The sequence below is a fragment of the Paraburkholderia sp. RL17-337-BIB-A genome, assembly GCF_046025895.1.
GTDB lineage: Bacteria > Pseudomonadota > Gammaproteobacteria > Burkholderiales > Burkholderiaceae > Paraburkholderia > Paraburkholderia fungorum_C.
This window is the reverse complement of sequence record NZ_JARESY010000002.1, coordinates 1,141,500-1,166,355: the sequence shown is the minus strand read 5'-3', so window position 1 is coordinate 1,166,355 and position 24,856 is coordinate 1,141,500. Positions and strand designations below refer to the sequence as shown.

Here is a 24,856-nt window from a genome sequence, read left to right as displayed (position 1 = left end):
CGGTATAGCCTTGCCTGGATGCGGTGCCTGAACGCGATCACTCGCGTGGTTTGCGCTCGCCTGTACGAACTGGCGACCACATTGAAAATCCAGCACCCAGGAACAGGTTCCCGCTTGACTTCCAATACGGTTGCTTTTCTTTGCGGCAGGCAAAGAAAAGTAGGTGCCTGCCCCGCACAGGGGCGACGCTAATAGACCAATAACAAATCAAGGAGAGGCCAACACCGTAGGCACGCAGAAAAAGCGCCACGCAGGCAAACAGATCAACGAAAAGCCAACGCCGCAGGCACACCAACAAAGCGCCGCGCAGGCAAAAAAAACCATCTACCTTTTAGGCACCCCTTCCCGCCACTCCCCCCAATGACCAACAATATCCTGCACAACCGGATTCCCACTCCGAAACAAATTCTCAATAGCGATCGTAAAACCCCCTTGCGCAGCATAGTTCAGCAAATTATCCGCACTAGTCTGCCCATCATAAGGCCGATCAAAATCCGACCCAGCCCGCAGCACTGCAACGCGATTCAGATCGACCCTATGCACCGAGGCCGCGCGCTTAAGCGCCTCATACGTAGCGTTATCCTCCTGCTGCGTAGTGCAATAAACCCCCTTGTTGTCAGTCAAAATCTTGGTCCAATCGCGAGCCCGCTGCCCAAGCAGCGCCCCTGACCACCAGGTGTCCCCCGCCAGCGTATCGCATTGAATCACAGCAGGCGGTCGATTCGCCGGCGCATAAGAATACTTGGCCCGCGCTGCCTGAGCCTGAGCATCATCGGAAAGCACAACGCTCCGCGACAAAGCAAACGCCGTATCGGCAAGCTGGGTATTCAACTGAAACACCTCAGTCCGATAATCAAGCGGCGGCTTGTCCGTTGGACTCGTGGTATTGATCCCAAGGTAGCCGGTCTTCCAGCCAGCCGGAATCTCCCGCCCATCGATCTCCCACTGAATCCCAAAGTCGACCAGATACTTCGCCCACGCGGCAGACCCCACCGTACCCTGTTGCGGATCGATCCCGGCAATCCCCGCAACCATAAAATACGTATGCCGCAAATCGAAGCGCGACGAGAAGGTCAGCGCCATGATCGACGCTGCAGCATTGGTATGCCCCATGCCCGTGGTCATGACACACACCTCCTGCTTGTTGCAATGAACCGTCGGGTAGTCGGGCGACAGGCCGTCGACAGCAATCTCACGCCATGGCCCCAGCCGATCGAGCCACACCTGCCCCTCCGGCCCAAACATCGAGATGATCATCACCTTGACCGGCCGCCCGTGCGAGCCGCCGTCGCCTTGCGAGAAACCGTCGTTGTCGTCCGCGCTGGCCGGGCCGGCTGTGAAAGCAGCGCAAGCCGCGAGTGTAGTTGCGCAGATTGCGCCAAGTGCGCGAGTCAGCATCGTGATCCTTTCTTTTTGCCTGTGATGCGGATTGGGAGAAGGTGCTGCTTTCAAGCCGAAAGAAGTATAGGTGCGAAGAAATTATTTGCCACTACGCGTTGCCGCATTCCGCCGCGATTGAACCCCGCCGGCCTGCGCGTTCGGTCGGCCTGGCGGGCCGCCAGCACGTCGACGCAGCCCTTCCTGGTCAGTTGTCGGGCCGCCAGCACGTCGGCACCGCCCTTCCTATAATGGAGGCCCTCAGCACGCACCGCGTGTGCGCACTTCAACCCAGGAGCACCACGATGGATTATGTGAAACTCGGCCGCACCGGCCTCGATGTATCGCGTCTTTGTCTCGGCTGTATGAGCTACGGCGTGCCCGCTCGCGGTACCCACCCCTGGTCGCTCGACGATGAAGCGGCGCGTCCCTTCATCAAGCAGGCGCTCGATCACGGCATCAATTTCTTCGATACCGCCAACGTTTACTCAGACGGCACCAGCGAGGAAATCGTCGGCCGCGCGCTAAAGGACTTTGCGAAGCGCGACGAAATCGTGCTGGCTACCAAGGTTCATGGCCGCATGCATCCGGGTCAGAACGGCTCAGGTCTGTCGCGCAAGGCGATCATGGCGGAAATCGACCACAGCCTGAGGCGCCTCGGGACTGATTACGTCGATCTGTATCAGATCCACCGCTGGGACTACGGCACGCCGATCGAAGAAACCATGGAAGCCCTGCACGACGTCGTGAAGGCCGGCAAGGCACGCTATATCGGCGCATCGTCGATGTATGCGTGGCAATTCGCCAAGGCGTTGCATGTGGCTGAAAGCAATGGCTGGACGCGCTTCGTGACAATGCAGAACTACGTGAACCTGCTGTACCGCGAAGAAGAGCGCGAGATGCTGCCGCTGTGCGAAAGCGAAGGCATCGGCGTGATTCCCTGGAGCCCGCTGGCGCGCGGGCGCCTGACGCGCGACTGGAACACCGAAAGCGCGCGCTCGGAGACCGACGAATTCGGCCGCACGTTGTACGCGCATACCGAAGACGCGGATCGGCGAATCGTCGAACGGGTCAGTCAGATTGCCAAGGCGCGCGGCGTGCCGCGTGCGCAAGTCGCGCTAGCCTGGGTGTTGCAGAAGAAGCCCATCACCGCGCCGATCGTCGGCGCGACCAAGCTGCACCATCTGGACGATGCGGTCGCGGCTCTGTCGTTGAAGCTGAGCGAGGACGAAATCCGTCAACTGGAAGAACTGTATGTGCCGCATGCGGTGACCGGCTTCAAATAAGCGGCCGATGCACCAGCCAGCGGACGCAAAAGTCTGAACGCAGACCTGTGCGAAATCCGCCGGCCCTCAATGTACCGGACGTGCCTCGCAAGCGAGATAACACATCAAACCCGCGGTACGTCCGGTTCAAAAAACACCCAGCGCACTTGCGGAAACGCCGCCTGCAAGTCCGCTTCGATCACATTGATTGCATCGACCATCGCGCGGCCGCTCGCGTAGTCGACCATTTCCGCCTGCACCGCCACCACCACGTGACGGCCCCACTGCAGCGTAATCATGTTGATGATGCTGCGAATCTCGGCGCGCGCTCGCAGATGCGCCTCGATCGCGCGGCGCACGTCCGGGCTCGCCGATTCGCCGACGATCATCGACTTCACCTCGCGCGCCACCAGCCACGCAATCACCATCAGCAACACACCCACACCGATGGAACCCAAGGCGTCGTAAACAGGATTGCCGGTCACCATGGTCAGCAGCACGGCGACGAAGGCCATCGCAAGGCCTGCTAGCGCCGCGATGTCCTCGCCTGCCACCACCAGCAATTCGGACTCGCGCGTTTCGCGAAACCAACGCCACATGCTTTTGTCGGGATGCGTCTTGCGGATCTCCTTGACCGCACCCCACAACGAAAGGGCTTCCAGCACCACTGAAACGCCAAGCACAAGCAGCGCCACATACGCATACTGCAACGGCTCGCGCGCAAACAGACGATGTACGCCCTCGTACACCGAAAACGCACCGCCGACAAAGAACAGCAGCAACGCCACCAGCAACGAATAGAAATTGATCTCGCGGCCACCGCCCATGGGATGCAACGGACTCGCCGGTTTGCGCGCTTCACGCAGGCCGAATAGCAGCAGCAGTTGGTTACCGCAGTCGGCGGTCGAGTGAATGGCTTCGGCGAACATCGAGCCGGAGCCGGTGAAGGTGGCAGCAGCGAACTTGCAGATGGCGATGCCGAGGTTGGCGGCGAGCGCATAGAAAATGGCTTTCGGCGATTCTTCTTTCATCGTCGTGGAGGGGATCCGTGAGTTTGCAGAACGCTTTCGGTTGGCAATAGTTCGTATTATGGACACGCCGGACGGCATGCGTCCAACCCCGGCGCTGTTTTGCACCGTATTCTGCAACGGTCCCCCTCGCCGGCCTCGCGTCGTGTTATGCGCGCTCCAGCGCAGCCATCTCCCGCACGATCACCAGCAGCATCGACAGGCTCGCACCGCCCGTGGCCCGCAGATCGGCAAGCAGGCGCGTATAGCGCTCCAGTTGCGCGGCGCGCTTCTCGCGCCACGACTGGACCAATGCATCCGGCGTCGACGCATCATCGGCGCCGGCCAGCGCGCTCGTGGTCAACGCGCGCTTCAGGCGGGCAAGTTCGGCCAGCGCCGTGGCGCGCGCCAGCATGTCCCAGTGCGTGGGCGCCGGCAGCGCGGCCGCGCGCTCGCTGATCCAGCCGTAGTTCAGCAGCGTGCCGAGCGCGAAGTAGACCCCCGCCGCGAGTTCGAGACTGCGCCCGCAGGTCGAAGCCACCTCGGCGATGTCGAGCAAGGCCGCCGAGATTTCGCCGCTCGCGATCCGCACCGCCAGTTCGCTGTCGACGCCCGCGTCCACGAGCACCCGTTGCCGCTCGGACAGCGCCTCGAGATCCGCGGCGGGCAGCAGCGCGGGCCGTTGCGCAGCGAGGCGTTGCGCCGCGTCGCGGCAACGTGCGAGCAAGCCGGCGACATCACCGTCGCTGATCGCGCCCGATTGCAAGTGCCGCAGGAACCACAGCGCCGAGCGTTCGACGAGCCGCGCTACTTCGACGAACATACGCGCTTGCACATCGTCGGCGACACGGTTATCCAGCGCGTCGATACTGCGCCACACGTCGTCGAGATCGAACACGTCGCGCGCCATGATGCAGGCCCGCACGATGTCGCCGGGCTTCGCATCGGTCTCTTCCATCAGGCGATGCACGAACTCGCAGCCCACGCGATTCACCAGCGCATTGGTCAAGTGCGTGGCAAGAATCTCGCGCCGCAACGGATGGCGTTGCATCGGTTCGCTAAAGCGCTGCCGCAACGGCTTCGGAAAGTATTCGATCAGCAAGTCGCTGACGAGCGGGTCTTCCGGCATCGACGATTCGAGCAGCGCGTCGTAGAGCCACATCTTGCTGTAGGCAAGCAGCACCGCGCGCTCGGGCGTGGTCAGCCCTTGTTTCGCGGCCTGGCGTTCAGCGACTTCCTCATCGGTCGGCAAGAACTCGATCACGCGATTCAGCCGGCCCGCGCGTTCGAGGTAACGCATCAGACGCGCTTCGGCATCGAGCAATTCGACGCCGTAGCGGCCCGCGATCGAGAGCGCCTGGGTCTGGTAATAGTTGTCCTGCAATACGAGCAAGCCGACTTCATCGGTCATTTCCGCGAGCAATGCATTGCGCTGCTTCCCGGTCATTTCACCGTCGGCGACAACCAGGCCCAGCAGAATCTTGATGTTGACCTCGTGGTCCGAACAGTCGACACCGGCGGAGTTGTCGATCGCATCGGTATTGATGCGGCCGCCGCGCTGCGCGAATTCAATGCGCCCGAGTTGCGTGAGACCGAGATTGCCGCCTTCCGCCACGACCTTGCAGTGCAGATCGGCGCCATTGACACGGATCGCATCGTTAGCGCGATCGCCGACTTGCAGATGGGTTTCGCGGCTCGCTTTCACATAGGTGCCAATGCCGCCGTTGTAGAGCAGATCGACGGGCGCCTGCAGAATCGCGCGCATCAATTCAGCCGGCGCGAGCGCCGGCGCGCTGATGCCAAGCACCGACTGCACTGCCGGCGACAGCGGAATCGTCTTGGCCGAGCGCGGAAACACGCCGCCGCCCGCCGAGATCAGCGAAGGATCATAGTCGGCCCAACTCGACCGATCCAGAACGAACAAGCGCCCGCGTTCGGCAAGGCTTACCGATGGATCGGGATTCGGATCGAGAAAGATGTGTCGATGATCGAACGCGGCGACCAGTTTGATATGTGGCGACAGCAGCATGCCGTTGCCAAATACATCGCCCGACATATCGCCGACACCCACCGCCGTGAAATCGGTTGTTTGCGTATCGACGCCCATTTCACGGAAATGCCGCTTGACCGACTCCCACGCGCCGCGCGCCGTGATCGCCATTTTCTTGTGGTCATAACCGACCGAGCCGCCCGACGCGAAGGCGTCGTCGAGCCAGAAACCATATTCCTGCGAGATCGCGTTCGCGTAGTCGGAGAAGGTGGCGGTGCCCTTGTCGGCGGCGACGACCAGATAGGGATCGTCGGGGTCATGCCGCACGACATCCGGCGGCGGCACCACCGCCGTGCCCGCGAGGTTGTCGGTCAGATCGAGCAGGCCGCGCAGGAAGGTCTGATAGCAGGCAATGCCTTCGCGCATCCACGCGTCGCGTTCCGTCTGCGGCGGCGGATTCTTCACGACGAAGCCGCCCTTGGAGCCGACCGGCACGATCACCACATTCTTCACCATCTGCGCCTTCATCAGCCCGAGCACTTCCGTGCGGAAGTCCTCCCGGCGATCCGACCAGCGCAGTCCGCCGCGCGCGACACGACCGCCGCGCAAATGCACGCCTTCCACACGCGGCGAATACACCCAGATTTCGAACATCGGTTTCGGTTCAGGCAAACCGGGCACTTGCGCGGGATTGAACTTGAATGACAGATACGGTTTCGGATGACCGTCGGCATCGAAACGATAGTAGTTCGTGCGCTGCGTGGCCTTGATGACACCGAGGAATTGCCGGAGTATCCGGTCCTCATCGAGATTCGGCACCTGATCGAGGGCGCTGTCGATCGTCTTCAACCAGCCGTCGACGCGCGCCTCGCGGGTCTCGCCGAGTACCGGATCGAAGCGCGCGATGAACAGTTCCACGAGCATGCGGGCAATCGCCGGATTGCCGGTCACCGCACGTTCGATATACGCGTCGCTGAAGGTTGACCCTACTTGCCGTAAGTACTTGGCATAAGCACGCAGAATCGTCACCTCGCGCGCATTCAGTTGCGCGCGCAACACAAGGCGGTTGAAATCGTCGCTTTCGATTCCGCCGGTCCACACCTGTTCGAACGCTTCTTCGAATAGATCCTTCACGCGTTCGATATCGAACTCCGCGTCGTCCGCGAGTACGAGACCGAAGTCGTGAATCCACGCCGGCGTGGCGTCGGGCGCTTCGATCAGATAAGGCCGCTCCTCATCGACACGCACGCCAAGATGTTCGAGCATCGGCAAGCTGCGCGACAACGCAATGGGCGACCCCGCACGATAAACCTTGAAACGAAACGCGCGCGGCCCGGCTTCGATCGGGCGGTACAGATTCATGGCGAGCCGCTCGCTGCCCTGCACGCGCTCGATCAGCTCGATATCGCGCACTGCGGTGCGAGCCGGATAATCGTCGCGATAGCCCGGGGGAAACGAATCCGCATAGTGTTGCAGGAGACGGTTGCCCTGCTCCTCGCCGAATGCGTCGAGTAATGCGTCGGCAAGATCGTCCTGCCAGCGGCGCGTGACATGCACGAGGCGCGCTTCGAGTTCACGTGTATCGACAGTGGGCATGACACCCGGCTTCGCATGCACAACGAAGTGAATGCGCGCGAGGGTCGATTCCGACAACAGCGGCGTGAACTCGACACTTTCCCCGTTGAATACATCGGCCAGCAGGTTGGCAATGCGTTGCCGCAGATCGGTGTTGTACTTGTCGCGCGGGACGAACACGAGACACGACACGAAACGGTCGAAACGATCACGCCGCACGAACAGGCGCGTGCGCTGGTGCTCCTGCAAACGCAGCACACCGAGCGCGATATCGTAGAGCTGGTTTTCGTCGGCCTGAAAGAGTTCGTCGCGCGGATAGGTTTCGAGCACCGTCACCAGTGATTTGGCGAGATGGCCCTTCGGCAGGAAACCGGCCCGCCGCACGATGTTCGCGCATTTGCGCCGCGCAATCGGAATCTCCGCGGCCGAGACCAGGTATGCGGTCGACGTGTACAGGCCGATGAAACGCCGCTCGCCGGTCACCTTGCCGTCCGCACCGGTCAGCTTGATGCCGACGTAATCCAGATAGCCCGGCCGATGCACCGTCGCGCGCGAGTTGGCCTTGGTCAGGAAGATCGGTGACGAGCCGGAGATGATATCGGCGGCCGCCGGCGGCAACGGCGTGACTTCGGCGGCGCCCTCGGGACGCAGCGCGTCACGCAGAATGCCGAGGCCGGAGCCAGGCACCGCGCGCAAGCCAAAGCCGGTGTCGTGCTGCACCAGTTCATAGTCGCGCTGGCCAAGAAAGGTGAAATGATCGGCCACCATCCATTCGAGAAACGCGCGGGCTTCAACACCTTCGGGCCCCGCCTCGCCCGTCTTCATGCCTTTGATGGTAAGGCGCGCGAGTTCGACGATCTTCGGCCAGTCTTCCACCGCGGCGCGCACGTCGCGCAGCACCTTGGCGATCTCGTCACGCAAGGTGTCGAGCTTCGCCGCGTCGCCGCAACGGTCGACTTCGAAGTGAATGAACGAGGCAAGCTGCGAGCGCGTGTCGCCGGCATCTTCAGCGCCCTGCCCCACTCGCACGATGCTGCCATCCGGTCCGCGCCAGATGCGGAACACCGGATGCACGACTGAATGCAGCGCAAGCCCGAGGCGATTGACCGCCATTGACACCGAATCGACCAGAAACGGCATGTCGTCGTTGACGATCTCGATCACCGTATGATCGGAATGCCAGCCGTGCTGTTCGATTATCGGGTTGTAGACGCGCAGCCGTTCGCTGCCGGGCACGAAGCGCTGCGCGGTTTGCCAGTGCGCGAGCGCCGCGCCGTAAAGGTCGGCAATCGAGCGGCTCTGCAGATCGTCGGCATCGACGAAATCGTAGTAGTGCCGCAAGAACGGTTCGACGACGTTGAAGGTCGGCTCCGGCAAACGCCCACGTGCAAATTCAACGACATCGTTTAGCAGATGCGTGACGGCTTCTTCGTTCTTTGCTTGCATGATCAACTCCCCCGGCGGGCGGCAATAGCGAGTATCGCTTGATTCGCATGCATCGTCTGAACGGGGATTATGCGCCTGCCGTCCCGGAAAGCGATGGGCGAGCTGACCTGGGTTATACCCGTTGCCCGTGGCAGCGCGGCGGCGGTCCGCCGTCTGTTTAAAGCACGGCCTTCGGCTCACCAGCCTCTTCTATCAGCCACGCGTGAACCTGTTCGCTGGTCCAGGCCGGGTCGTCGTGTGGCAGGTCGTGACCGGCCCATTGATGCTCGCGATGCGGTGCGCCCCACGCCGCCGCGAGTTTCGCCGAACACACCGGATTGACCAGCTTATCGGCGCGTGAAGACAGAATCAGCAACGGGCTACGCGGTTTCGTTGGCGCCGCGCTAAAGCGCGCGGCGGCCCAAAGCTGCCGCAACGCATTGCCGCGGCTCACCGGCGCGCTCCGGCGAATCTCGCTCCATGCCTCGAGATCCGCGTCCAGCGTTTCGACGTTATTGCACGTCAGCCGATGAATGCCGCTTTCCGCGCGCGGCGCGTCGCGCCAGTGGGCTGCGACGCCCAGCAGGCCCGGCCAGGCGGATGGACGCAAGCGCTCGGGCAGGCGGCTGAACGGGCGCATGCTGGTATTGATCAGCACGAGCCGCTCGATCTCGCCAGGATGCCGTTGTGCCCAATCGGTCGCGACCATGCCGCCAAGCGACATCGCCAGCACGCGGTAAGGCGCTGCCGCTCCGCTTTGCAGCGCAGCAATCCGCACGAAGCCCACCATATCCTCGACCACCGCCGGCGCGCGCAAGTTCGCGAACTCGCCGTTGCCGGGCAGATCGAGCAGCAACAGCCGATCCATGCCGATCGCCTCGCGCAGCAAGCCCGGCAAACGCCCCCAATGGCGTGTTTCACGCGTCAGTCCACGCAACAGAATCCACGTGCTCATGACGCTTCCGGTTTGGTCCAATGGTCGATCGCGCTTTGCAGCAATTGCTCGCGACGATTGCCTTGCGGCAACCAGCGTTGCGATGAGAACGCCGCGCGCGCGAGGAAATCGAGCAGATTCGCATGACGCCGCAGCACCCGTGCGGTGCGATGCGCTTTCACTGGATTGAACATACCCTGACGTGAAAACAGTTGGCGTGGATTTTTCTTGATCCATAGCCATGAACCGAGTTCGAGCGTCATCGGCAGGAAGACGTTGGGCGCCGGCGCGCGGTCGTACGCGAAGTCCCACAGATCGCCGTGCAACAGATACTGATGGCTCTGCGGCTCGAACGCATAGCCGTGATGCGGATGAGCGCGCTCGAACATGGTTTTCAGCACGTACATTTCCGGCAGATGGGGCATCAATTTGCGGGTACGTGCGTAGGGAAACCAGATGCTGTCGCTCCAGCCGTAACCCGAGTGGCAGTCGAGCGCGATGCTCAGGGGGCGCGCGCTCATTTCGGTTTCAACCACCCGCAGGAGTGCCACGGCCTCCGGCTGCATCGGCTCACCTTGCCGCCCGCGATACCAGGGCAGCCATGCGCCGACCCGCTGACCGCCGGCAAGCAGCGGCACGCGTTCGTCGGCATTCTGCGGCGCGTTGCGCATCAGGTCGACACCATTGGGATTGGCGCGCGTGGCAGCCCACATGCCGCCCGGATTGACGATCGGCATAAAGATCAGACGAATCGATTGCAACTGCCGCACCAGCAGTTCATCCCATTCCAGCCGGGCGAGCAGTGCGCGCATGTAGTCGAGCACGAGTTGCGAGCCGATCCGTTCGAGCCCGTGAATGCCGCCAAAAAAGCCAATAGCCGGCGCGAGCGGGTCTGTCGAACCGATACTCGCCGTGTGCACGGCGAATTGCCGGCCACGCACCGTCGTCTCGCAAACGGTACGAATCTCGAAGCTGGCGCTGCCCTGATCGAGGATCGTCTTGAGATCTTCGTACTCCGCAAAACTGTCGGGAAGAAAGCTCAAAGGCTGCATGACAACGTCGCAAGGAACTGCAAGGTTATTGGGGACGGCATGCCGGATGACGCAATATAGCCTGGCTGCCGGCGATCATGCGCTGCCGGCACTGCGCGAGGCAAATCGTGTCATACGGATGTCATTTTTTATTCGAATGAATGACTTCTGCTTGCCTTTGTGGCGACGCAAAAATGACACATGGAGATATAGTCGTCTAGACGTTGCGACACCTTCACTGAACCGTCACAGATGCTTCCTAGAATGAGCCCCACACATGCCGGCAATGGCCGGATGCATCAAGGGATACTTATGGAAGCAATTCGGGAAGCAATTCGTATCGAACGGTTGAGCAAGACGTTCGGCAATGGCCGCAAGGCGCTGGACGAAATCGATCTGCGTGTCGAGCCAGGCGAAATGGTTGCGTTGATCGGCGCCTCGGGTTCGGGCAAGTCGACGCTGCTGCGCCATATCGCGGGCTTTACGCCCTCGGATGCGCAGCCCTCGCAGATCGCGATCCTTGGCCGGCCGATCCAGCAGAACGGCCGTATCGTGCGGGAAGTGCGCAGCATTCGCCGCGATATCGGCTTCGTGTTCCAGCAGTTCAATCTGGTGAACCGGCTTTCCGTGGAGAGCAATGTACTGATCGGCGCGCTCGCGCGGCTGCCTTTGTGGCGCCGTCTCACCGGACGCTTTCCGCGCGCCGAGCGAGCCCTGTCGTTGGCCGCGCTCAATGAAGTCGGCATCGGCGACCATGCGCGCGAACGCGCCGCCAACCTCTCCGGCGGCCAGCAACAACGCGCGGCATTGGCGCGTGCGCTGGTGCAGCGCGCGCGCATCGTGCTCGCCGACGAACCGATCGCCTCGCTCGATCCCGAATCGTCGCGCCGCGTGATGGAAATGCTGCGCACGCTCAACATCGAGCATCAACTGACTGTGCTGGTCTCGCTGCACCAGGTCGACATCGCGATGCAGTATTGCCCGCGCACGGTTGCGTTGCGACGCGGCAAGGTGGTCTACGACGGCCCTTCCACCGCGCTCACGCCTGCCCTGCTCAAGAAGCTCTATGGCGACGACGCCCGCGAACTGCTCGATCAGGCAGCCGCCGATAGCAATGCCGCTCCTACGGCCAGCAACGTCAGCGGCATCGAAACCGGCGTAGCGACGCAAGACACCGCACCCACCTCGACGCGTTATGCGTTCGCCCTCAATCCGGCGCACTCGAGCTGAGCGCGCCCACCCATTCTGTTTTCTCAACCGGATCTCAAAGCGATGAAATTCCTGCGTTCATTGATCACGCTGACCGTCGGCGCGGCCGCATTCGCCTGCGTCGCCACCGCACAAGCCGAGGACATCAACCTCGGCATCATCTCGACCGATTCGTCCTCCGTGCTGAAAGAGCGCTGGGAACCGCTGATCGCCGACATGAACAAGCAGACCGGCCTGAACGTCAAAGCGTTCTTCGCGACCGACTACGCCGGCATCATCGAAGGCATGCGCTTTAACAAGGTACAGGTCGGCTATTTCGGCAATGCGTCGGCGATCGAAGCGGTGGATCGCTCGCAAGGCGAAGTGTTCGCGAAGATCCGGTATTCGAACGGCGATGCCGGCTATTACTCGGTGCTGATCACTAACGTGAACAGCCGCTTCAAGACGCTCGACGACGTGTTCAAGAATACGAAGGACGTCACGCTCGGTTTCGGCGATCCGAATTCCACCTCGGGCACGCTGATCCCAGGCTATTACCTGTTTTCCAAGCACAACACGCCGGTCAACACGTCGTTCAAGATGGTGCTGCCGTCGAGCCATGAAGCGAACCTTCTGGCCGTGGTGAACAACAAGATCGACATCGCGACCAACAACAGCGAAATGCTCGACACGCTGAAGAAGCAGCACCCGGACAAATTCGCGCAAGTGCGCGTGCTGTGGACCTCGCCGCTGATTCCGTCCGACCCGCTGGTGTGGCGCAAGGACCTGCCGCAGGCCACCAAGGACAAGATCCGCAACTTTTTCGTGAACTATGCGAAGACCGATCCGCATGAAAAGGCAGTGATGGCCGCGATTACCGGCTACGGGGGCTTCGCCGCATCGTCGAATGAGCAGTTGGTGTCGATTCGCCAGATCGCGTTGTTCCAGCAGAAGCAGAAGATCGCGAGCGATACGCATCTTTCCGACGACGAGCGCAAGACGCAGCTGGCCGCGCTCGATGCGAAGCTGAACGCACTCAACACCGCCGTCGCCAAGCAATGAACACAGTTGATCTGACCACGTCGCCCGCGCGTGCGAGCGAAGCGCTCGCCGCGCATACGGCGCGCGTTGCCGCCCCCGCCGCGGGCAAGCGCAGCTGGCTGTCGCTCATCGGCTGGATTGCCGTGCTTGCCGTGCTGGGTGGCGCGTGGCACGGCGCCGATATGCGACCGTGGGACCTGCTCTCCGACTCCGGCAACATGGGCCAGTTCGCCAAGGACTTCTTCCCGCCGGACTTCACCGAATGGCGCAGCTATTTGCACGAAATGGTTGTGACGCTCTCGGTGGCGGTGTGGGGTTCGGCTCTCTCGCTGGTATGCGCGGTGCCGTGCGGTCTGATGTCCGCGCACAACATGGCGCCGCAGTGGGTCGTGCAACCGATGCGCCGCCTGATGGATGCGTGCCGCGCGATCAATGAAATGGTCTTCGCGATGCTGTTCATCGTCGCGGTGGGACTCGGTCCGTTCGCCGGCGTGCTGGCGTTGTGGGTGCACACCACCGGCGTGCTCGCCAAGCTCTTCGCCGAAGCGGTCGAGGCAATCGATCCGCGTCCGGCCGAAGGCGTGCGCGCCACCGGCGCGACCAGTCTCGACGAAATCATTTACGGCGTACTGCCGCAAGTGCTGCCGTTGTGGATCTCGTACGCGCTATATCGCTTCGAATCGAACGTGCGTTCGGCGATGGTGGTCGGCATGGTCGGCGCGGGCGGGATCGGCGTGGTGCTGTACGAGGCGATTCGCTCGTTCGATTACGCATCCACCGCTGCGGTGCTGATCATGGTGATCGTCGTCGTGACGGTGATCGATCTCGCGTCCGCGTGGCTGCGCGAACGCGTGACGTGACAGTTCGCGATTCCTGAGTGCCGAGGGTTGGCGAGACGCGACTTCGCCAACCCTTATCCGGTCGCTTCGGTACCGCGTGTCGGCGTGTCAGCGTGTCAGCGTGTCAGCGTGTCAGCGTGTCAGCGTGTCAGCGTGTCAGCGTGTCAGCGTGTCAGCGTGTCAGCGTGTCAGCGTGTCAGCGTGTCAGCATTGAGTCGACGTCTGTCAGAGCAGTTCCCGGCTGCCACAAATTTCCGGCTTTTGCCACATAAAGCCCCTTCACTCTAGTCGTCCACCCCTCCATTCCGGCGTTCTGCTGGAATAATCACTGGCTTGCGACCGGTCTTCGGCCTTCCTTTTCCTCTCCCTGGTCTTCGATGGACACCCCTGTCGTCTTGCTGGTGTTGCTCTCCGCGCTGCTTCACGCCACCTGGAACGCGTTTCTGCATCTATCCGAAGACCGCGTATGGCTGCTCGGCATGATGGCGATTCCGTATATCGCGGTCAGCGCGGTCGGCGTGATCGTGCTGCCACTGCCTGCGCCGGCGGCGTGGCCTTACATCCTCGCGTCGGTGGTCCTCGAGTTCGGCTACCTGCTGGCGCTGATCCGCGCGTACAAGAGTGGCGACTTCGGGCAAATCTATCCGATTGCGCGCGGTCTTTCGCCGATGCTCGTGTTCGTCGGCGCGCTGGTGTTCGCGCACGAAGCGCTCAAACCGTTGGCGGCGATCGGCGTGGCGCTGGTGTCGCTCGGCATCGTCTCGCTGGCGTTTCGCCGCGGCATGCGGTTTTCCGGCGAAAGCGTACCGTTTGCGCTGCTCACCGGCTTTTTCATCGCGACGTATTCGGTGGTGGACGGGATCGGCGCGCGCTTGGCGGGCAACGGCCTGAGCTACATCATGTGGGTCTATCTGATCTGGAATATCCCGCAGTTTCTGCTCGCCTGGCATTGGCGCGGTGGCGCCAGGGGGCTGTTCATCGGCCGCACCGTGGTGCTTAAGGGCATGGCCTCCGGCGCGCTCGCACTCATTGCCTATTGCCTGATCATCGAGGCCTACCGCTATCTGCCCATCGCGATGGTGTCCGCGCTACGGGAACTGAGTTCGATCTTCGCGGTGCTGATTGGATGGCTGTTCATGAAGGAAAAGCTGACCACGCGGCGTATCGCGGCGTGCGCGCTGGTTACGCTGGGGGCTGTGTTGATTCGGATTTGAGGGGCAGTGGCGCTCATGTTGACGCCATTTTCCGCCCCATCATTGACCCGCTCTGAAGCCGCTTTGAACGCGTAAGAGCCGTCGCCCCTCGCCCCTCATCCGTCGCCTCGCGCCCGTGCCCCCCAAGCTCAAGCGAACTGCACAAGCCTCTCATCAATCGCCTCAGCCAATGTATTGAACGCCGGCGCGATCTCCTCGTCCGGCACGCACGCATAGCCGATCAGCAAGCCCGACGGCGCCAGCGACGGTTGCGCGTAATACCCCGACAAAGGCCGCACGACGATATTGCGCTCCAGCGCCGCGGCAGCCACCGCGCGGTCGCCACTGCCCTCGGGCAATTGCATCACCAGATGCAAACCGGCATCGCCGCCCACCGCTGGCAGCGCGTCGCCATAACGGCGCGCGGCGGCGTCCAGCAAGGCCTGACGACGCTGCCCGTACAGCGTGCGCATCTTGCGGATATGCGACGTGAAATGCCCTTCCGCGATGAACTCCGCGAGCATCGCCTGCTGCAGCAACTGCCCTTCCCGATACAACTCCGCGCTCGCGGTCGCAAAGCTCTCGGCCAGCGCTTCGGGCACGACCAGGTAGCCAATGCGCAACCCCGGAAACAGCGTCTTGCCGAAGCTGCCCACGTAAATCACCTGCCCTGACGTATCCAGACCTTGCAGCGATGCCAGCGGCCGGCTGCCGTAGCGGTATTCGCTGTCGTAGTCGTCCTCGATGATCCAGCATTGGTTTTGCCGCGCGTACTCGAGCAACATGCGCCGCCGCGCGAGACTCATCACCATGCCGAGCGGATATTGATGCGACGGCGTGACAAGCATCAGCTTCGGCGGATGCGCAAGATCGTCAGCGGAGGGATTGATACCTTCTTCGTCGACCGCGATCGGCCGCGATTGCAGGCCGGACACGTGCAGCACGCTGCGTACGCCCCAATAGCAAGGATCTTCGGTCCAGATCACATCGCCTGGATCGGACAGTAGGCGCACAGCCAGGTCTACTGACTGGTGGATTCCGGTCGTGATGATGATCTGCTCGGGCGTACAGCGCACCGAGCGCGACGTCCGCAGATAGTCAGCCAACGCGTGCCGCAACGAGGCCAACCCGCCGCCCGGCGCGTAGGTCAACAAATCCGGGCGCAGCCGGCGCCAATACTTGTTGTGCAGGCGGCTCCACACTCGCGCCGGAAACTTCGTGACATCCGGCACCCCGGGCATAAACGCGCCCCATTGCCGTTTCGACACGCCCGCTCCCGCGATGAGCCGCGCGCCACGCGTGGACAACGCGCGGTTGCCCCGCAACGGCAGTGGCGGCGGCGATGGCAATGACTCGAGCGCCGCCGCCGGCGCTTCGGCGTCGGGCACGCCGATGATCTCGTCAGGCGCGCTATCGGCGACGAACGTGCCCCGGCCAGTTGCCGAACTCACATAGCCTTCGAGCACCAATTGCTCGTAGACCTGTGTGACGGTATTGCGCCCGATGCCCAATTCCTGCGCCAGCAGCCGCGATGACGGCACCTTGCTGCCCGCCGGCAATTCGCGCGACAGGATCGCCTGTTGCAACAGCCGATGCAGCTGACGATAGATCGGCTGGCCGTTGCCACGGTCGAGGCGCTGCGCCAGCCAGTCGGACAAAACGCTTGCGCGCATGATTGGCTCCTACATTTTTATTGAAATGGCTCTGAAGTTAAGAGCCAAATCTCATTATAGTCGCTGCATGTGCTGCGCTAAGCGCGCAGCGTCCGCTGGCGGCCCCCCGCAGGCGCCTCCCGTAGGCGGCCCCGCCAGCGGCCCGTAAAACCGAGGAGCGAAGGAGATAATCATGAAGAATGCTGAACTGAAGAGCCGCAAAGACGCCGCCACACCGCGCGGCGTCGGGGTGATGTGCGATTTCTACGCCGAGCGCGCCGAGAACGCCGAGTTGTGGGACGTCGAAGGCCGCCGTTTCATCGATTTCGCTGCGGGTATTGCCGTGTGCAACACGGGCCACCGCCACCCGAAGATCCTGGCGGCGATCCGCGACCAGCTCGATCATTTCACGCACACCGCGTATCAGATCGTGCCCTACGCGTCGTACGTCGAACTGGCTGAAAAGATCAACCAGCGCGCGCCGGGCGACTACCCGAAGAAGACCGCCTTTTTCACGACCGGCGCGGAAGCCGTTGAAAACGCGATCAAGATTGCGCGTGCCGCGACTGGCCGTCCGGGCGTGATTGCGTTCACGGGCGGCTTCCATGGCCGCACGATGATGGGCATGGCGCTGACTGGCAAGGTTACGCCGTACAAGATCGGCTTTGGTCCGTTCCCGGCGGACGTGTTCCATGCTCCGTTCCCGAATCCGCTGCATGGTGTGACGACGGCCGATTCGCTGAAGGCGATCGAGTTTCTGTTCAAAGCCGACATCGATCCGAAGCGTGTGGCGGCGATTATTTTCGAACCGGTTCAGGGCGAAGGCGGTTTCTATCCAGCGTCGGCCGAGTTCGTGCGTGCTCTGCGCAAGCTGTGCAATGAGCATGGCATTTTGCTGATTGCCGACGAAGTACAGACGGGTTTTGCCCGTACTGGCAAGTTGTTTGCCATGCATCACTATGACGTGGTGCCTGATCTGATGACGATTGCCAAGAGCCTTGCGGGCGGCATGCCGTTATCGGGTGTGGTTGGGCGTGCTGATGTGATGGATGCGGCGGCGCCTGGTGGTTTGGGCGGCACGTATGCGGGCAATCCGCTGGCGGTTGCGTCGGCACATGCTGTGCTGGATATCATCGATGAAGAGAAGCTTTGCGAGCGGGCTACTGTTTTGGGTGATCGGGTTAAGGCGAAGCTGATCGCGCTGCAGAGCGAGGTTCCGCAGATCGCCGATGTGCGCGGGCCGGGTGGGATGGTTGCTGTTGAGTTCTGCAAAGCAGGTGGGACGGAGCCGGATGCTGATTTCACCAGGCGGGTGCAGGCGATCGCGCTCGAGCGCGGGTTGTTGCTGCTGGTTTGTGGTGTTTATTCGAATGTGGTGCGGTTTCTGTTTCCGCTTACGATTCAAGATTCCGTCTTTGATGAGGCAATGGGGATTTTGGAAGCTGTGCTTAAGGAATGTGTTGCTGTCGCTGTTTGATGGGGTTTTGGCTAGCGGCGCTGTTTGTCTGTATGCCTGCGGTGTTGGCCTTTGCTTGAGCTGGCTTTTTGGCCTTTCCTTGATTTGATATTGGTCTATTAGCGTTGCCCCTGTGCGGGGCGGCACCTACTTTTCTTTGCCTGCCGCAAAGAAAAGTAGGCAAAAGAAAGCGGCTCAAACCGCCAGCTTATAAGCGGGTTCCTCGCGCAGTTGCCGTAGTGGTGCATCTGGAATCCGTGCCCTCGCACATTCAGCCCTGGTGACCAGGCAGTCATACTTCCCGCCTCGCACCGCGTGCTCGCCGGAAAGGTTCATCATCAAACCAGTGGGTTCGTTTGGGAGCAGGTGGGAAGCATCGGCTTTGCCTCGGCGAGACACACTGGCGACGGCGGCGAGAAGCGGAGGCGAAGACGCAATACACGCCGCGCCATGGCGTCAAACGACCCGTGAGCGCGAAAACACAGCAGATGGTTTTAAGAAGTGCCCTTCGGCGCGCGCAGCGCCGCCGGAAGTATGACGGCCTTGTCACTCACGCGGAGTGTGCGAGAACACGGATTCCAGATGCACCACTACCGTGACTGTGCGGGGGCCCGCTTATGCGCTGGCGGTGTGAGCCGCTTTCTTTGCTTATCTTTCTTTGCGGCGGCAAAGAAAGTAAGTGCCGCCCCGCACAGGGGCAACACTAATAGACCACTAACAATTCAAGGAAAGGCCAACACCGTAGGTAAACAGATAGCAAGCCCCGAGCGGGCCAGCAATCCAAGGAAAGGCCAACGCCGCAGGCATACAGCCGAATAAGCGCGACGCAGGAAAAAAACCCCAAATTCAAAACCCAGGAGCAAAACCCAAATGCCGACGCTAGTCCTAAAAGACCCTACCCTTCTAAAAACAAAAAGCTACATCGCAGGCGAATGGCAACCCGCCGAAGACGCCACAACCTTCGAAGTAAAAAACCCCGCCACAGGCGAAACAATCGCCACCGTGCCCCGCATGGGCACAATAGAAACCCGCCGTGCAATCGACACGGCCAACGCCGCCTGGCCAGCATGGCGAGCCACCACCGCCAAACACCGCGCCACGATCCTGCGCAAATGGCATGACCTCATGCTGGAAAACGCCGACGATCTGGCAAAGATCCTGACCACCGAACAAGGCAAACCCCTCGCCGAAGCCAAAGGCGAAATCCTCTACGCCGCCTCGTTCCTGGAATGGTTCGCCGAAGAAGGCAAACGCGTCAACGGCGACACGATCCCCACGCCGGCCAGCGACAAACGCATCGTCGTCACGAAAGAACCGATCGGTGTCTGCGCCGCCATCACGCCGTGGAATTTCCCCGCTGCCATGATCACGCGCAAAGTCGGCCCCGCCCTCGCCGCCGGCTGCCCGATCATCGTCAAGCCGGCCGAAGCCACGCCGCTGTCGGCACTCGCCCTAGCGGTGCTGGCCGAACGCGCCGGTGTGCCGCGCGGCGTGTTCAACGTCGTCACCGGTGAGCCGAAAGCCATCGGCGCGGAATTGACCGGCAATCCGATCGTGCGCAAATTGTCCTTCACGGGCTCGACGCCGGTGGGCCGTCTGCTGATGGCGCAGTGCGCGCCGACGGTCAAAAAAGTGTCGCTCGAACTCGGCGGCAATGCCCCCTTCATCGTGTTCGACGATGCGGATCTGGACGCGGCCGTCGCAGGCGCCATCGCATCGAAATACCGCAATAGCGGCCAGACCTGCGTCTGCACCAATCGCTTCTACGTGCACGATAAGGTCTACGACGCATTCGCCGAAAAACTGCGCGTCGCCGTCGAACAACTCAAGGTCGGCCGCGGGACCGACGAGGGCGTCACGCAAGGCCCGCTGATCAACGAAGCCGCTGTGCTCAAGGTCGAATCGCATATCGAAGACGCCCTCGCCAAAGGCGCACGCATCGTCACCGGCGGCAAGCGCCACGCGCTCGGTCACGGCTTCTTCGAGCCGACCGTGCTCGCGGATGTCACGCCGGCCATGAAGGTCGCGCGCGACGAAACCTTCGGGCCGCTCGCGCCGCTGTTCCGCTTCTCGTCGGATGAGGAAGTAATCCGCCTCGCCAACGATACCGAATTCGGCCTCGCGTCGTACTTCTATAGCCGCGATATCGGCCGCGTCTGGCGCGTCGCCGAAGCGCTCGAATATGGCATGGTCGGCATCAACACCGGGCTGATCTCCAACGAAGTCGCACCGTTCGGCGGCGTCAAGCAATCCGGCCTGGGCCGCGAAGGCTCGCATTACGGCATCGACGATTACGTCGTCATCAAGTACCTGTGCGTGGGCGGGATCTGAGCCTTCACCGTAAGGGCTCGAATATTGGACTTGCGCCGGAAGCTACGCCGACAGAATCCTGTTGCGCGTAGCCTTTCTGACGTGCATCTGGAAATGCGAGGGCCGATCGGGCCGGGAGTCGTCCCTGAGCCTGGTGCTCAGCGGAGATCGCGCATCCATCGAATCCAGATATCCATATGACAGGTTGATGGTTAGCGCTCCGGCCAGCGCAACCTGACATGACCCGCGCGTTGCGTCACGACGGTGCGGCGCTGGCCAACCAGATGCCTGTCCCGCGATGGCGCCCTTCTTCGCGACTTCGCCTCACGCAATCCAGTCGAGCGCTCCGGCTGCTTCGCGGCCTACGCAGTCGGCCAGCTCGTTTTCGGGCCCGTAGCCGACGCGTACGGGTGCAAGCGCGTGCCGGCTTTCGGTCTCGTAATTTTTTACGATCGGTTGCCGTCACAACTGAAAAGCAAAGCATAAAAAACTGTTTGTCATCGCAATACCAGCAGCCTCTAATAACAAACTCGCCTTCGCGAGGTACCGCCTTTTGCCGATAAATGTTCATGGTCCGGCTCGCTGGGCGAAATGAATCCGCTCGGAGGTGTGTTGATCCGTACTGGCTCCAGCTGCGAGCAGTCCTTTTTCATGGCTAATCTGGAACCGACATGGCTGACGTCACTTATTCTCGCAACAGTTATGTCGCATCGACCCGGTCGTACCTGGGCGTGTCGAAAGGCGCGCTCTACAGGTGGATTTCGTGGATCGTTCCAGTGGTACTGCTGGTGCTGTGGCAAGTTGCGTCGCGCGTTGGACTGATTACCCCTCAGGTTCTTCCAGCCCCGAGCAGCGTCGCGGCAACCGCGCTGGATCTGGCGAGAAACGGCGATCTCTTCGTTCACCTGGGCGTTTCGCTGTTGCGTGCCACCGCAGGCTTTGCAATCGGCGGAACGATCGGACTTGCGCTTGGCATCCTGGTCGGTTTCTCGCCGCTCGCGCAGGCGCTGCTGGACCGCTCGATCCAGATGGTGCGCGCAATTCCGTTTCTCGCGATGTTGCCGCTCGTCATCATCTGGTTCGGCGTCGGCGAGGTGGCAAAAATCTTTCTGGTCGCGCTCGCAGTACTGTTCCCCATCTACATCAACACCATGCTTGGCATTCGCCAGATCGATCCGAAGCTGATGGAGCTCGCGAAGGTCATCGGGTTGGACTGGACGGCGGTCGTGCGACGGATCATTCTGCCTGGTGCGATGCCGTCGATCCTGACGGGCGTCCGCTATGCACTCGCTCATGCCTGGCTCGCGCTCGTCATCGCCGAAACACTCGCGACGACGAAAGGCATTGGCTTTCTGGCCATGGATGCGCGCGAATTCCTGCAGACCAATGTCATTCTATTGACCATGATCATCTACGCGATCATCGGCGTCGTGGCGGACACGCTGGTGCGGCTGCTTGAAGGGCATTTCCTCTCATGGCACGCGAATTACACCAAGGGTGCGCACAAGTGACGCTTAATTTTGCACTGACCCAGGATGCCGCTGTTCCGGCTCTCGCCGAGGAGCGAGTGAACGCGTCGCCACTCGCCGTATCGGTGCGCGGCCTGCAACGCCGCTACGGCACCCGTGTCGTCATCGATACATTGGACCTCGATATCCGCGAAGGCGAATTTGTCGCGCTGCTCGGGGAAAGCGGATGTGGCAAGACCACCCTGTTGCGTGCGCTGGCCGGGCTCGATCTACCCAACGCCGGTCAGATCCGCGCGCCCGATCGCCCTTCCGTCGTTTTCCAGGAGCACCGGCTTCTGCCTTGGGCAACGCTGTGGGAGAACGTCGCGCTCGGTCATGAAACGACGGTCGGTCGAGCCGGGGCCGCGCGTGCGTTGGCCGAAGTCGGGCTTTCCGGCCGGGAAGACGACTGGCCGCGCAACCTGTCTGGCGGTCAGGCGCAACGCGTGGCGTTGGCGCGCGGCCTCGTCCGCGATCCCGCATTGCTGCTGCTCGACGAACCGTTCGCGGCGCTCGACGCGCTCACGCGAATCAAGATGCACGGACTCGTCAAGGAACTCGTCGTGCGCCATCGCCCCGGCGTGCTGCTCGTGACGCATGACGTCGACGAGGCGCTCACGCTCGCCGACAGGATTCTCGTCATGCGCTCGGGGCGCATCGCGGCTTCCTTCCAACCCAAAAACCACACGCCGCAGGCACTGCGGCCAATCCTGCTCGAAGAGCTCGGCGTTCAGTCTCACTGAGCGCTTTTCTGCATGACTCCAAGGACCTGACAAGGATGAACGATTCTTCACTGAGCCGCCGCCAACTGTTGCGCGCGGCGGGTGGCCTGCTGGCCGGCGCCGCCGCCAGCAGCCTGTTTCCGGCTCGTGCAGCCGAGCCGCGCAAGCTGACACGCAACACCGATACGGTTCGTGTCGGGTGGGGATACGGTAGCCTGCCTGACATTGCCAGACAGCGCGGCGTATTCGAAAAGACCCTGGCGGCAAAGGGCATCAAGGTCGAATGGGTCGGGCCGTTCCCGAACCATGCGCCGTCGATTCAGGCAGTGGTCGGCGGTAGCGCGGATTTCGGCTTCTGGGGATCGACGACGCCGGCACTCGCCGCGATGCTGGCGGGCTCACCCCTCGTCTTCAATGCATTCGACATCTATTCGCCGCGCTCGACTGCGATCATCGTGAAGAAATCGAGTGGTATCAATTCGGTTGCCGATCTCGTCGGCCGCAAGGTTGCGATCAATCGATCCGGATTGGGTGAATTCCTCCTGATTGCGGCGCTGGAAAAAAATCACATCGACCGCAGCAAGGTCGAGTTCGTCTACCTGAATCCGCCGGATGCCGCGCCTGCGTTTGCGCAAGGCGTAGTCGACGCGTGGTCGATGTGGTCCCCGGCCGTGGATATCTCACGCTATGCCAACAACGCCAAGGACATTTTCAAGGACGCGATCTCGATTTCCTGATCGATTACAGCTCTCTCGTGACGCGCCGAAAGTTTACCGAAGAGAATTCCGAGCTGATTCGCGCAGCGATCGATGCGTACTATGTCGAGGGCGCGTGGCAGTCGACGCATTCTGCCGAATCCGAACTGCTCGTGCAGAAGGAAGCCAAATATCCGGACCAGGTGCGCGACTATCTGACGAGCCTCAAGCGCGTGAATCAATTCCACGAACCCGACGACGCCACGTTCATCGCGCAGTTCCAACGCGCCGCCGACTGGCTTGCGGAACGCAAGATCATCAACTCGCGAATCAACGTCGCTGATTACAGCGTCAAGGTTTGATGAGACACACGATGGGAACCACGCTCGTCTCACCATTGTCCACGACACTCGGCTTCGCCGGAACCATTGCCCATATCGCATCGAGCGCAGCGGAGCGGGAACGGAATCATCGTTTGCCGCACGAGGAGATCGCGACGCTCAAGGAGCTCGGCTTCGGCGCGCTGCGTCTGCCGGCCGACGCCGGCGGGCGCGGCGTATCCTTGAGCGGGCTTTTCGTCGTAGCGCGCGACATTGCGGCGGCGGATTCGAACATTGCTCACGCTTTTCGCAATCATCTTTGGCAGGTCGAAGCGGCGCTCAGACACTGGGATCACCCGTTCCATGCGCACGTTCTCGATCTGGCGAAGAAGAAGAAAACCGTCGGCCTCAGTTTCACCGAGAGCGACGCCGTGGCGGCCGGCGCGCGTCCGAGCCAGGTGCTGAGCCGGCTCGAATGGGACGAAGCGCGACGTGTGTATACCGGCTCAGGCGAAAAGGTCTACGCGACCGGCAACCTCTACAACGACGCATTCGTTGGCCTCGCGGTGGAAAGCCGTGAGGGCAGGACCGTACAATACGTGCTCGACCGAGGCCAAGGCGTCAGCAACGATGACGACTGGCAGGGATTCGGCCAGCGCCTGACGGCCTCAGGCACGGCGAAGTTTCATGCCGTGACCGTGCCCGCGACTTACGTCTATCCGACCGACCCGCCGCGAACTGACGAAGCAGCGCCTTGGGGATTCACCTTTCACCAGGTCTATCTGACCAACTGCATCGCAGGCATCGCGCGGCGGGTAGCGTTGGACGCCGTCGAGGTTTTGCGCGCACGCGGGCGCAACTTCTATCACGGCGACGCCGCGCATCCCGCCGACGAGCCTGTACTGCAAACGCTGCTTGGCCGGATTCGCGCCTATGCCGCCAGCATCGAGGCAACCGCCGATCGCGCTGTGGCAGCGCTGCAGCGTGCCTGGGACAGCTATGGAACGGCCGAGGAATATGACACTACGCTGGCCGCAACGCTCTCGGCGGCGGAGGCCAAGGTCGTGATCGACGACCTCGCCCCGCAGATCGCCAGTTGGCTGATCGACCTTGGGTCTGGCTCGGTCGTGTCGCGCGTGGGTGCACTGGACCGGCATTGGCGCAACATCAAGGTGATTGCTTCGCACAATCCGCGCCTGTACAAGGAGCGGCTACTCGGGCAGAACCTGCTGACCGGTCAGCTGCCGCCTACCGGCGCGTTCTTCTGACCGCACACCACGTCGCGCGCGACTCGAGACCGGCTGCGCTCAGTTCGAATGGAGCCGGCG

The 24,856-nt window shown here is 61.9% G+C and carries 16 protein-coding genes and 2 pseudogenes; 12 read left to right on the top strand and 6 right to left on the bottom strand.

Annotation, left to right across the window (positions count from 1 at the left end):
* Nucleotides 1–324: 324 nt before the first annotated feature.
* Entirely contained in the window at nt 325–1,398 is a 1,074-nt protein-coding gene (locus P0D84_RS26180; protein WP_408346007.1) for a purine-nucleoside phosphorylase, read from the bottom strand.
* 284 nt (nt 1,399–1,682) lie between these two features.
* On the opposite strand from P0D84_RS26180, the gene P0D84_RS26175 reads away from it, so the two are divergent.
* On the top strand, nt 1,683–2,663 hold the full coding sequence (locus tag P0D84_RS26175; protein ID WP_408341561.1) for an aldo/keto reductase: 981 nt from the start codon (nt 1,683–1,685) through the stop codon (nt 2,661–2,663).
* A 104-nt stretch (nt 2,664–2,767) separates the two neighbouring features.
* On the opposite strand, the gene P0D84_RS26170 is transcribed toward P0D84_RS26175, so the two are convergent.
* From P0D84_RS26170 to P0D84_RS26155, 4 genes are all read right to left on the bottom strand, one after another.
* Complete coding sequence (locus P0D84_RS26170) at nt 2,768–3,673, bottom strand: cation diffusion facilitator family transporter (protein ID WP_408341560.1); 906 nt, start codon at nt 3,671–3,673, stop codon at nt 2,768–2,770.
* Between the two features lie 145 nt (nt 3,674–3,818).
* A complete protein-coding gene (locus P0D84_RS26165) occupies nt 3,819–8,660 on the bottom strand; it encodes an NAD-glutamate dehydrogenase (protein ID WP_408341559.1) in 4,842 nt (1,613 codons plus the stop codon).
* A gap of 157 nt (nt 8,661–8,817) precedes the next feature.
* Nucleotides 8,818–9,594, bottom strand: coding sequence for an alpha/beta fold hydrolase (locus P0D84_RS26160; RefSeq protein WP_408341558.1), 777 nt, complete (start codon nt 9,592–9,594; stop codon nt 8,818–8,820).
* Nucleotides 9,591–10,625, bottom strand: coding sequence for a M14 family zinc carboxypeptidase (locus P0D84_RS26155; RefSeq protein ID WP_408341557.1), 1,035 nt, complete (start codon nt 10,623–10,625; stop codon nt 9,591–9,593). The genes P0D84_RS26160 and P0D84_RS26155 overlap by 4 nt, the downstream gene beginning before the upstream one ends.
* Nucleotides 10,626–10,916: 291 nt before the next feature.
* On the opposite strand from P0D84_RS26155, the gene phnC reads away from it, so the two are divergent.
* The 4 genes from phnC to P0D84_RS26135 all read left to right on the top strand — a co-directional run bounded on the left by phnC (nt 10,917) and on the right by P0D84_RS26135 (nt 14,886).
* Nucleotides 10,917–11,834 carry a phosphonate ABC transporter ATP-binding protein gene (phnC, locus tag P0D84_RS26150; RefSeq protein WP_408341556.1) on the top strand — a complete coding sequence of 306 codons (918 nt, stop codon included), beginning with the start codon at nt 10,917–10,919 and terminating at the stop codon, nt 11,832–11,834.
* 42 nt (nt 11,835–11,876) lie between these two features.
* A complete protein-coding gene (phnD, locus tag P0D84_RS26145) occupies nt 11,877–12,854 on the top strand; it encodes a phosphonate ABC transporter substrate-binding protein (RefSeq protein WP_408341555.1) in 978 nt (325 codons plus the stop codon).
* Nucleotides 12,851–13,693, top strand: a complete 843-nt coding sequence (gene phnE / locus P0D84_RS26140; protein WP_408341554.1) for a phosphonate ABC transporter, permease protein PhnE — start codon at nt 12,851–12,853, stop codon at nt 13,691–13,693. The genes phnD and phnE overlap by 4 nt, the downstream gene beginning before the upstream one ends.
* Nucleotides 13,694–14,049: 356 nt before the next feature.
* Nucleotides 14,050–14,886: an EamA family transporter gene (locus tag P0D84_RS26135; protein WP_408341553.1), complete on the top strand. Its 837-nt coding sequence runs from the start codon at nt 14,050–14,052 to the stop codon at nt 14,884–14,886.
* 128 nt (nt 14,887–15,014) lie between these two features.
* Here the strand turns inward: P0D84_RS26135 and pdxR are convergent, their stop codons facing one another.
* The gene (gene pdxR, locus P0D84_RS26130; protein ID WP_408341552.1) at nt 15,015–16,538 is read right to left on the bottom strand and encodes a MocR-like pyridoxine biosynthesis transcription factor PdxR; all 1,524 of its coding nucleotides are present in this window, start codon (nt 16,536–16,538) and stop codon (nt 15,015–15,017) included.
* Between the two features lie 172 nt (nt 16,539–16,710).
* On the opposite strand from pdxR, the gene P0D84_RS26125 reads away from it, so the two are divergent.
* The 7 genes and pseudogenes from P0D84_RS26125 (at nt 16,711) to P0D84_RS26095 (ending at nt 24,796) form a co-directional block, all read left to right on the top strand.
* Nucleotides 16,711–17,994, top strand: a complete 1,284-nt coding sequence (locus P0D84_RS26125) for a 4-aminobutyrate--2-oxoglutarate transaminase (RefSeq protein WP_408341551.1) — start codon at nt 16,711–16,713, stop codon at nt 17,992–17,994.
* An 849-nt stretch (nt 17,995–18,843) separates the two neighbouring features.
* On the top strand, nt 18,844–20,304 hold the full coding sequence (locus P0D84_RS26120; RefSeq protein ID WP_408341550.1) for an NAD-dependent succinate-semialdehyde dehydrogenase: 1,461 nt from the start codon (nt 18,844–18,846) through the stop codon (nt 20,302–20,304).
* A 265-nt stretch (nt 20,305–20,569) separates the two neighbouring features.
* A pseudogene (locus tag P0D84_RS26115) lies at nt 20,570–20,730 on the top strand (multidrug effflux MFS transporter); the annotation flags it as partial.
* 224 nt (nt 20,731–20,954) lie between these two features.
* Nucleotides 20,955–21,794, top strand: a complete 840-nt coding sequence (locus P0D84_RS26110; RefSeq protein WP_408341549.1) for an ABC transporter permease subunit — start codon at nt 20,955–20,957, stop codon at nt 21,792–21,794.
* The gene (locus P0D84_RS26105) at nt 21,791–22,534 is read left to right on the top strand and encodes an ABC transporter ATP-binding protein (protein WP_408341548.1); all 744 of its coding nucleotides are present in this window, start codon (nt 21,791–21,793) and stop codon (nt 22,532–22,534) included. The genes P0D84_RS26110 and P0D84_RS26105 overlap by 4 nt, the downstream gene beginning before the upstream one ends.
* 35 nt (nt 22,535–22,569) lie before the next feature.
* Nucleotides 22,570–23,570 (top strand): annotated as a pseudogene (locus tag P0D84_RS26100) (NrtA/SsuA/CpmA family ABC transporter substrate-binding protein).
* An 11-nt stretch (nt 23,571–23,581) separates the two neighbouring features.
* Nucleotides 23,582–24,796, top strand: coding sequence for an acyl-CoA dehydrogenase family protein (locus tag P0D84_RS26095; protein WP_408341547.1), 1,215 nt, complete (start codon nt 23,582–23,584; stop codon nt 24,794–24,796).
* Nucleotides 24,797–24,856: the final 60 nt, after the last annotated feature.

What these genes read in the sequence shown, in the direction of transcription:
- P0D84_RS26110 (WP_408341549.1), top strand. Translation starts at nt 20,955, where the DNA reads ATGGCTGACGTCACTTATTCTCGCAACAGTTATGTCGCATCGACCCGG.
- P0D84_RS26095 (WP_408341547.1), top strand. Translation starts at nt 23,582, where the DNA reads ATGGGAACCACGCTCGTCTCACCATTGTCCACGACACTCGGCTTCGCC.
- P0D84_RS26135 (WP_408341553.1), top strand. Translation starts at nt 14,050, where the DNA reads ATGGACACCCCTGTCGTCTTGCTGGTGTTGCTCTCCGCGCTGCTTCAC.
- phnC (WP_408341556.1), top strand. Translation starts at nt 10,917, where the DNA reads ATGGAAGCAATTCGGGAAGCAATTCGTATCGAACGGTTGAGCAAGACG.
- P0D84_RS26160 (WP_408341558.1), bottom strand. Translation starts at nt 9,594, where the DNA reads ATGAGCACGTGGATTCTGTTGCGTGGACTGACGCGTGAAACACGCCAT.
- P0D84_RS26165 (WP_408341559.1), bottom strand. Translation starts at nt 8,660, where the DNA reads ATGCAAGCAAAGAACGAAGAAGCCGTCACGCATCTGCTAAACGATGTC.
- phnE (WP_408341554.1), top strand. Translation starts at nt 12,851, where the DNA reads ATGAACACAGTTGATCTGACCACGTCGCCCGCGCGTGCGAGCGAAGCG.
- P0D84_RS26170 (WP_408341560.1), bottom strand. Translation starts at nt 3,673, where the DNA reads ATGAAAGAAGAATCGCCGAAAGCCATTTTCTATGCGCTCGCCGCCAAC.
- P0D84_RS26125 (WP_408341551.1), top strand. Translation starts at nt 16,711, where the DNA reads ATGAAGAATGCTGAACTGAAGAGCCGCAAAGACGCCGCCACACCGCGC.
- P0D84_RS26155 (WP_408341557.1), bottom strand. Translation starts at nt 10,625, where the DNA reads ATGCAGCCTTTGAGCTTTCTTCCCGACAGTTTTGCGGAGTACGAAGAT.
- phnD (WP_408341555.1), top strand. Translation starts at nt 11,877, where the DNA reads ATGAAATTCCTGCGTTCATTGATCACGCTGACCGTCGGCGCGGCCGCA.
- P0D84_RS26175 (WP_408341561.1), top strand. Translation starts at nt 1,683, where the DNA reads ATGGATTATGTGAAACTCGGCCGCACCGGCCTCGATGTATCGCGTCTT.
- pdxR (WP_408341552.1), bottom strand. Translation starts at nt 16,538, where the DNA reads ATGCGCGCAAGCGTTTTGTCCGACTGGCTGGCGCAGCGCCTCGACCGT.
- P0D84_RS26180 (WP_408346007.1), bottom strand. Translation starts at nt 1,398, where the DNA reads ATGCTGACTCGCGCACTTGGCGCAATCTGCGCAACTACACTCGCGGCT.
- P0D84_RS26120 (WP_408341550.1), top strand. Translation starts at nt 18,844, where the DNA reads ATGCCGACGCTAGTCCTAAAAGACCCTACCCTTCTAAAAACAAAAAGC.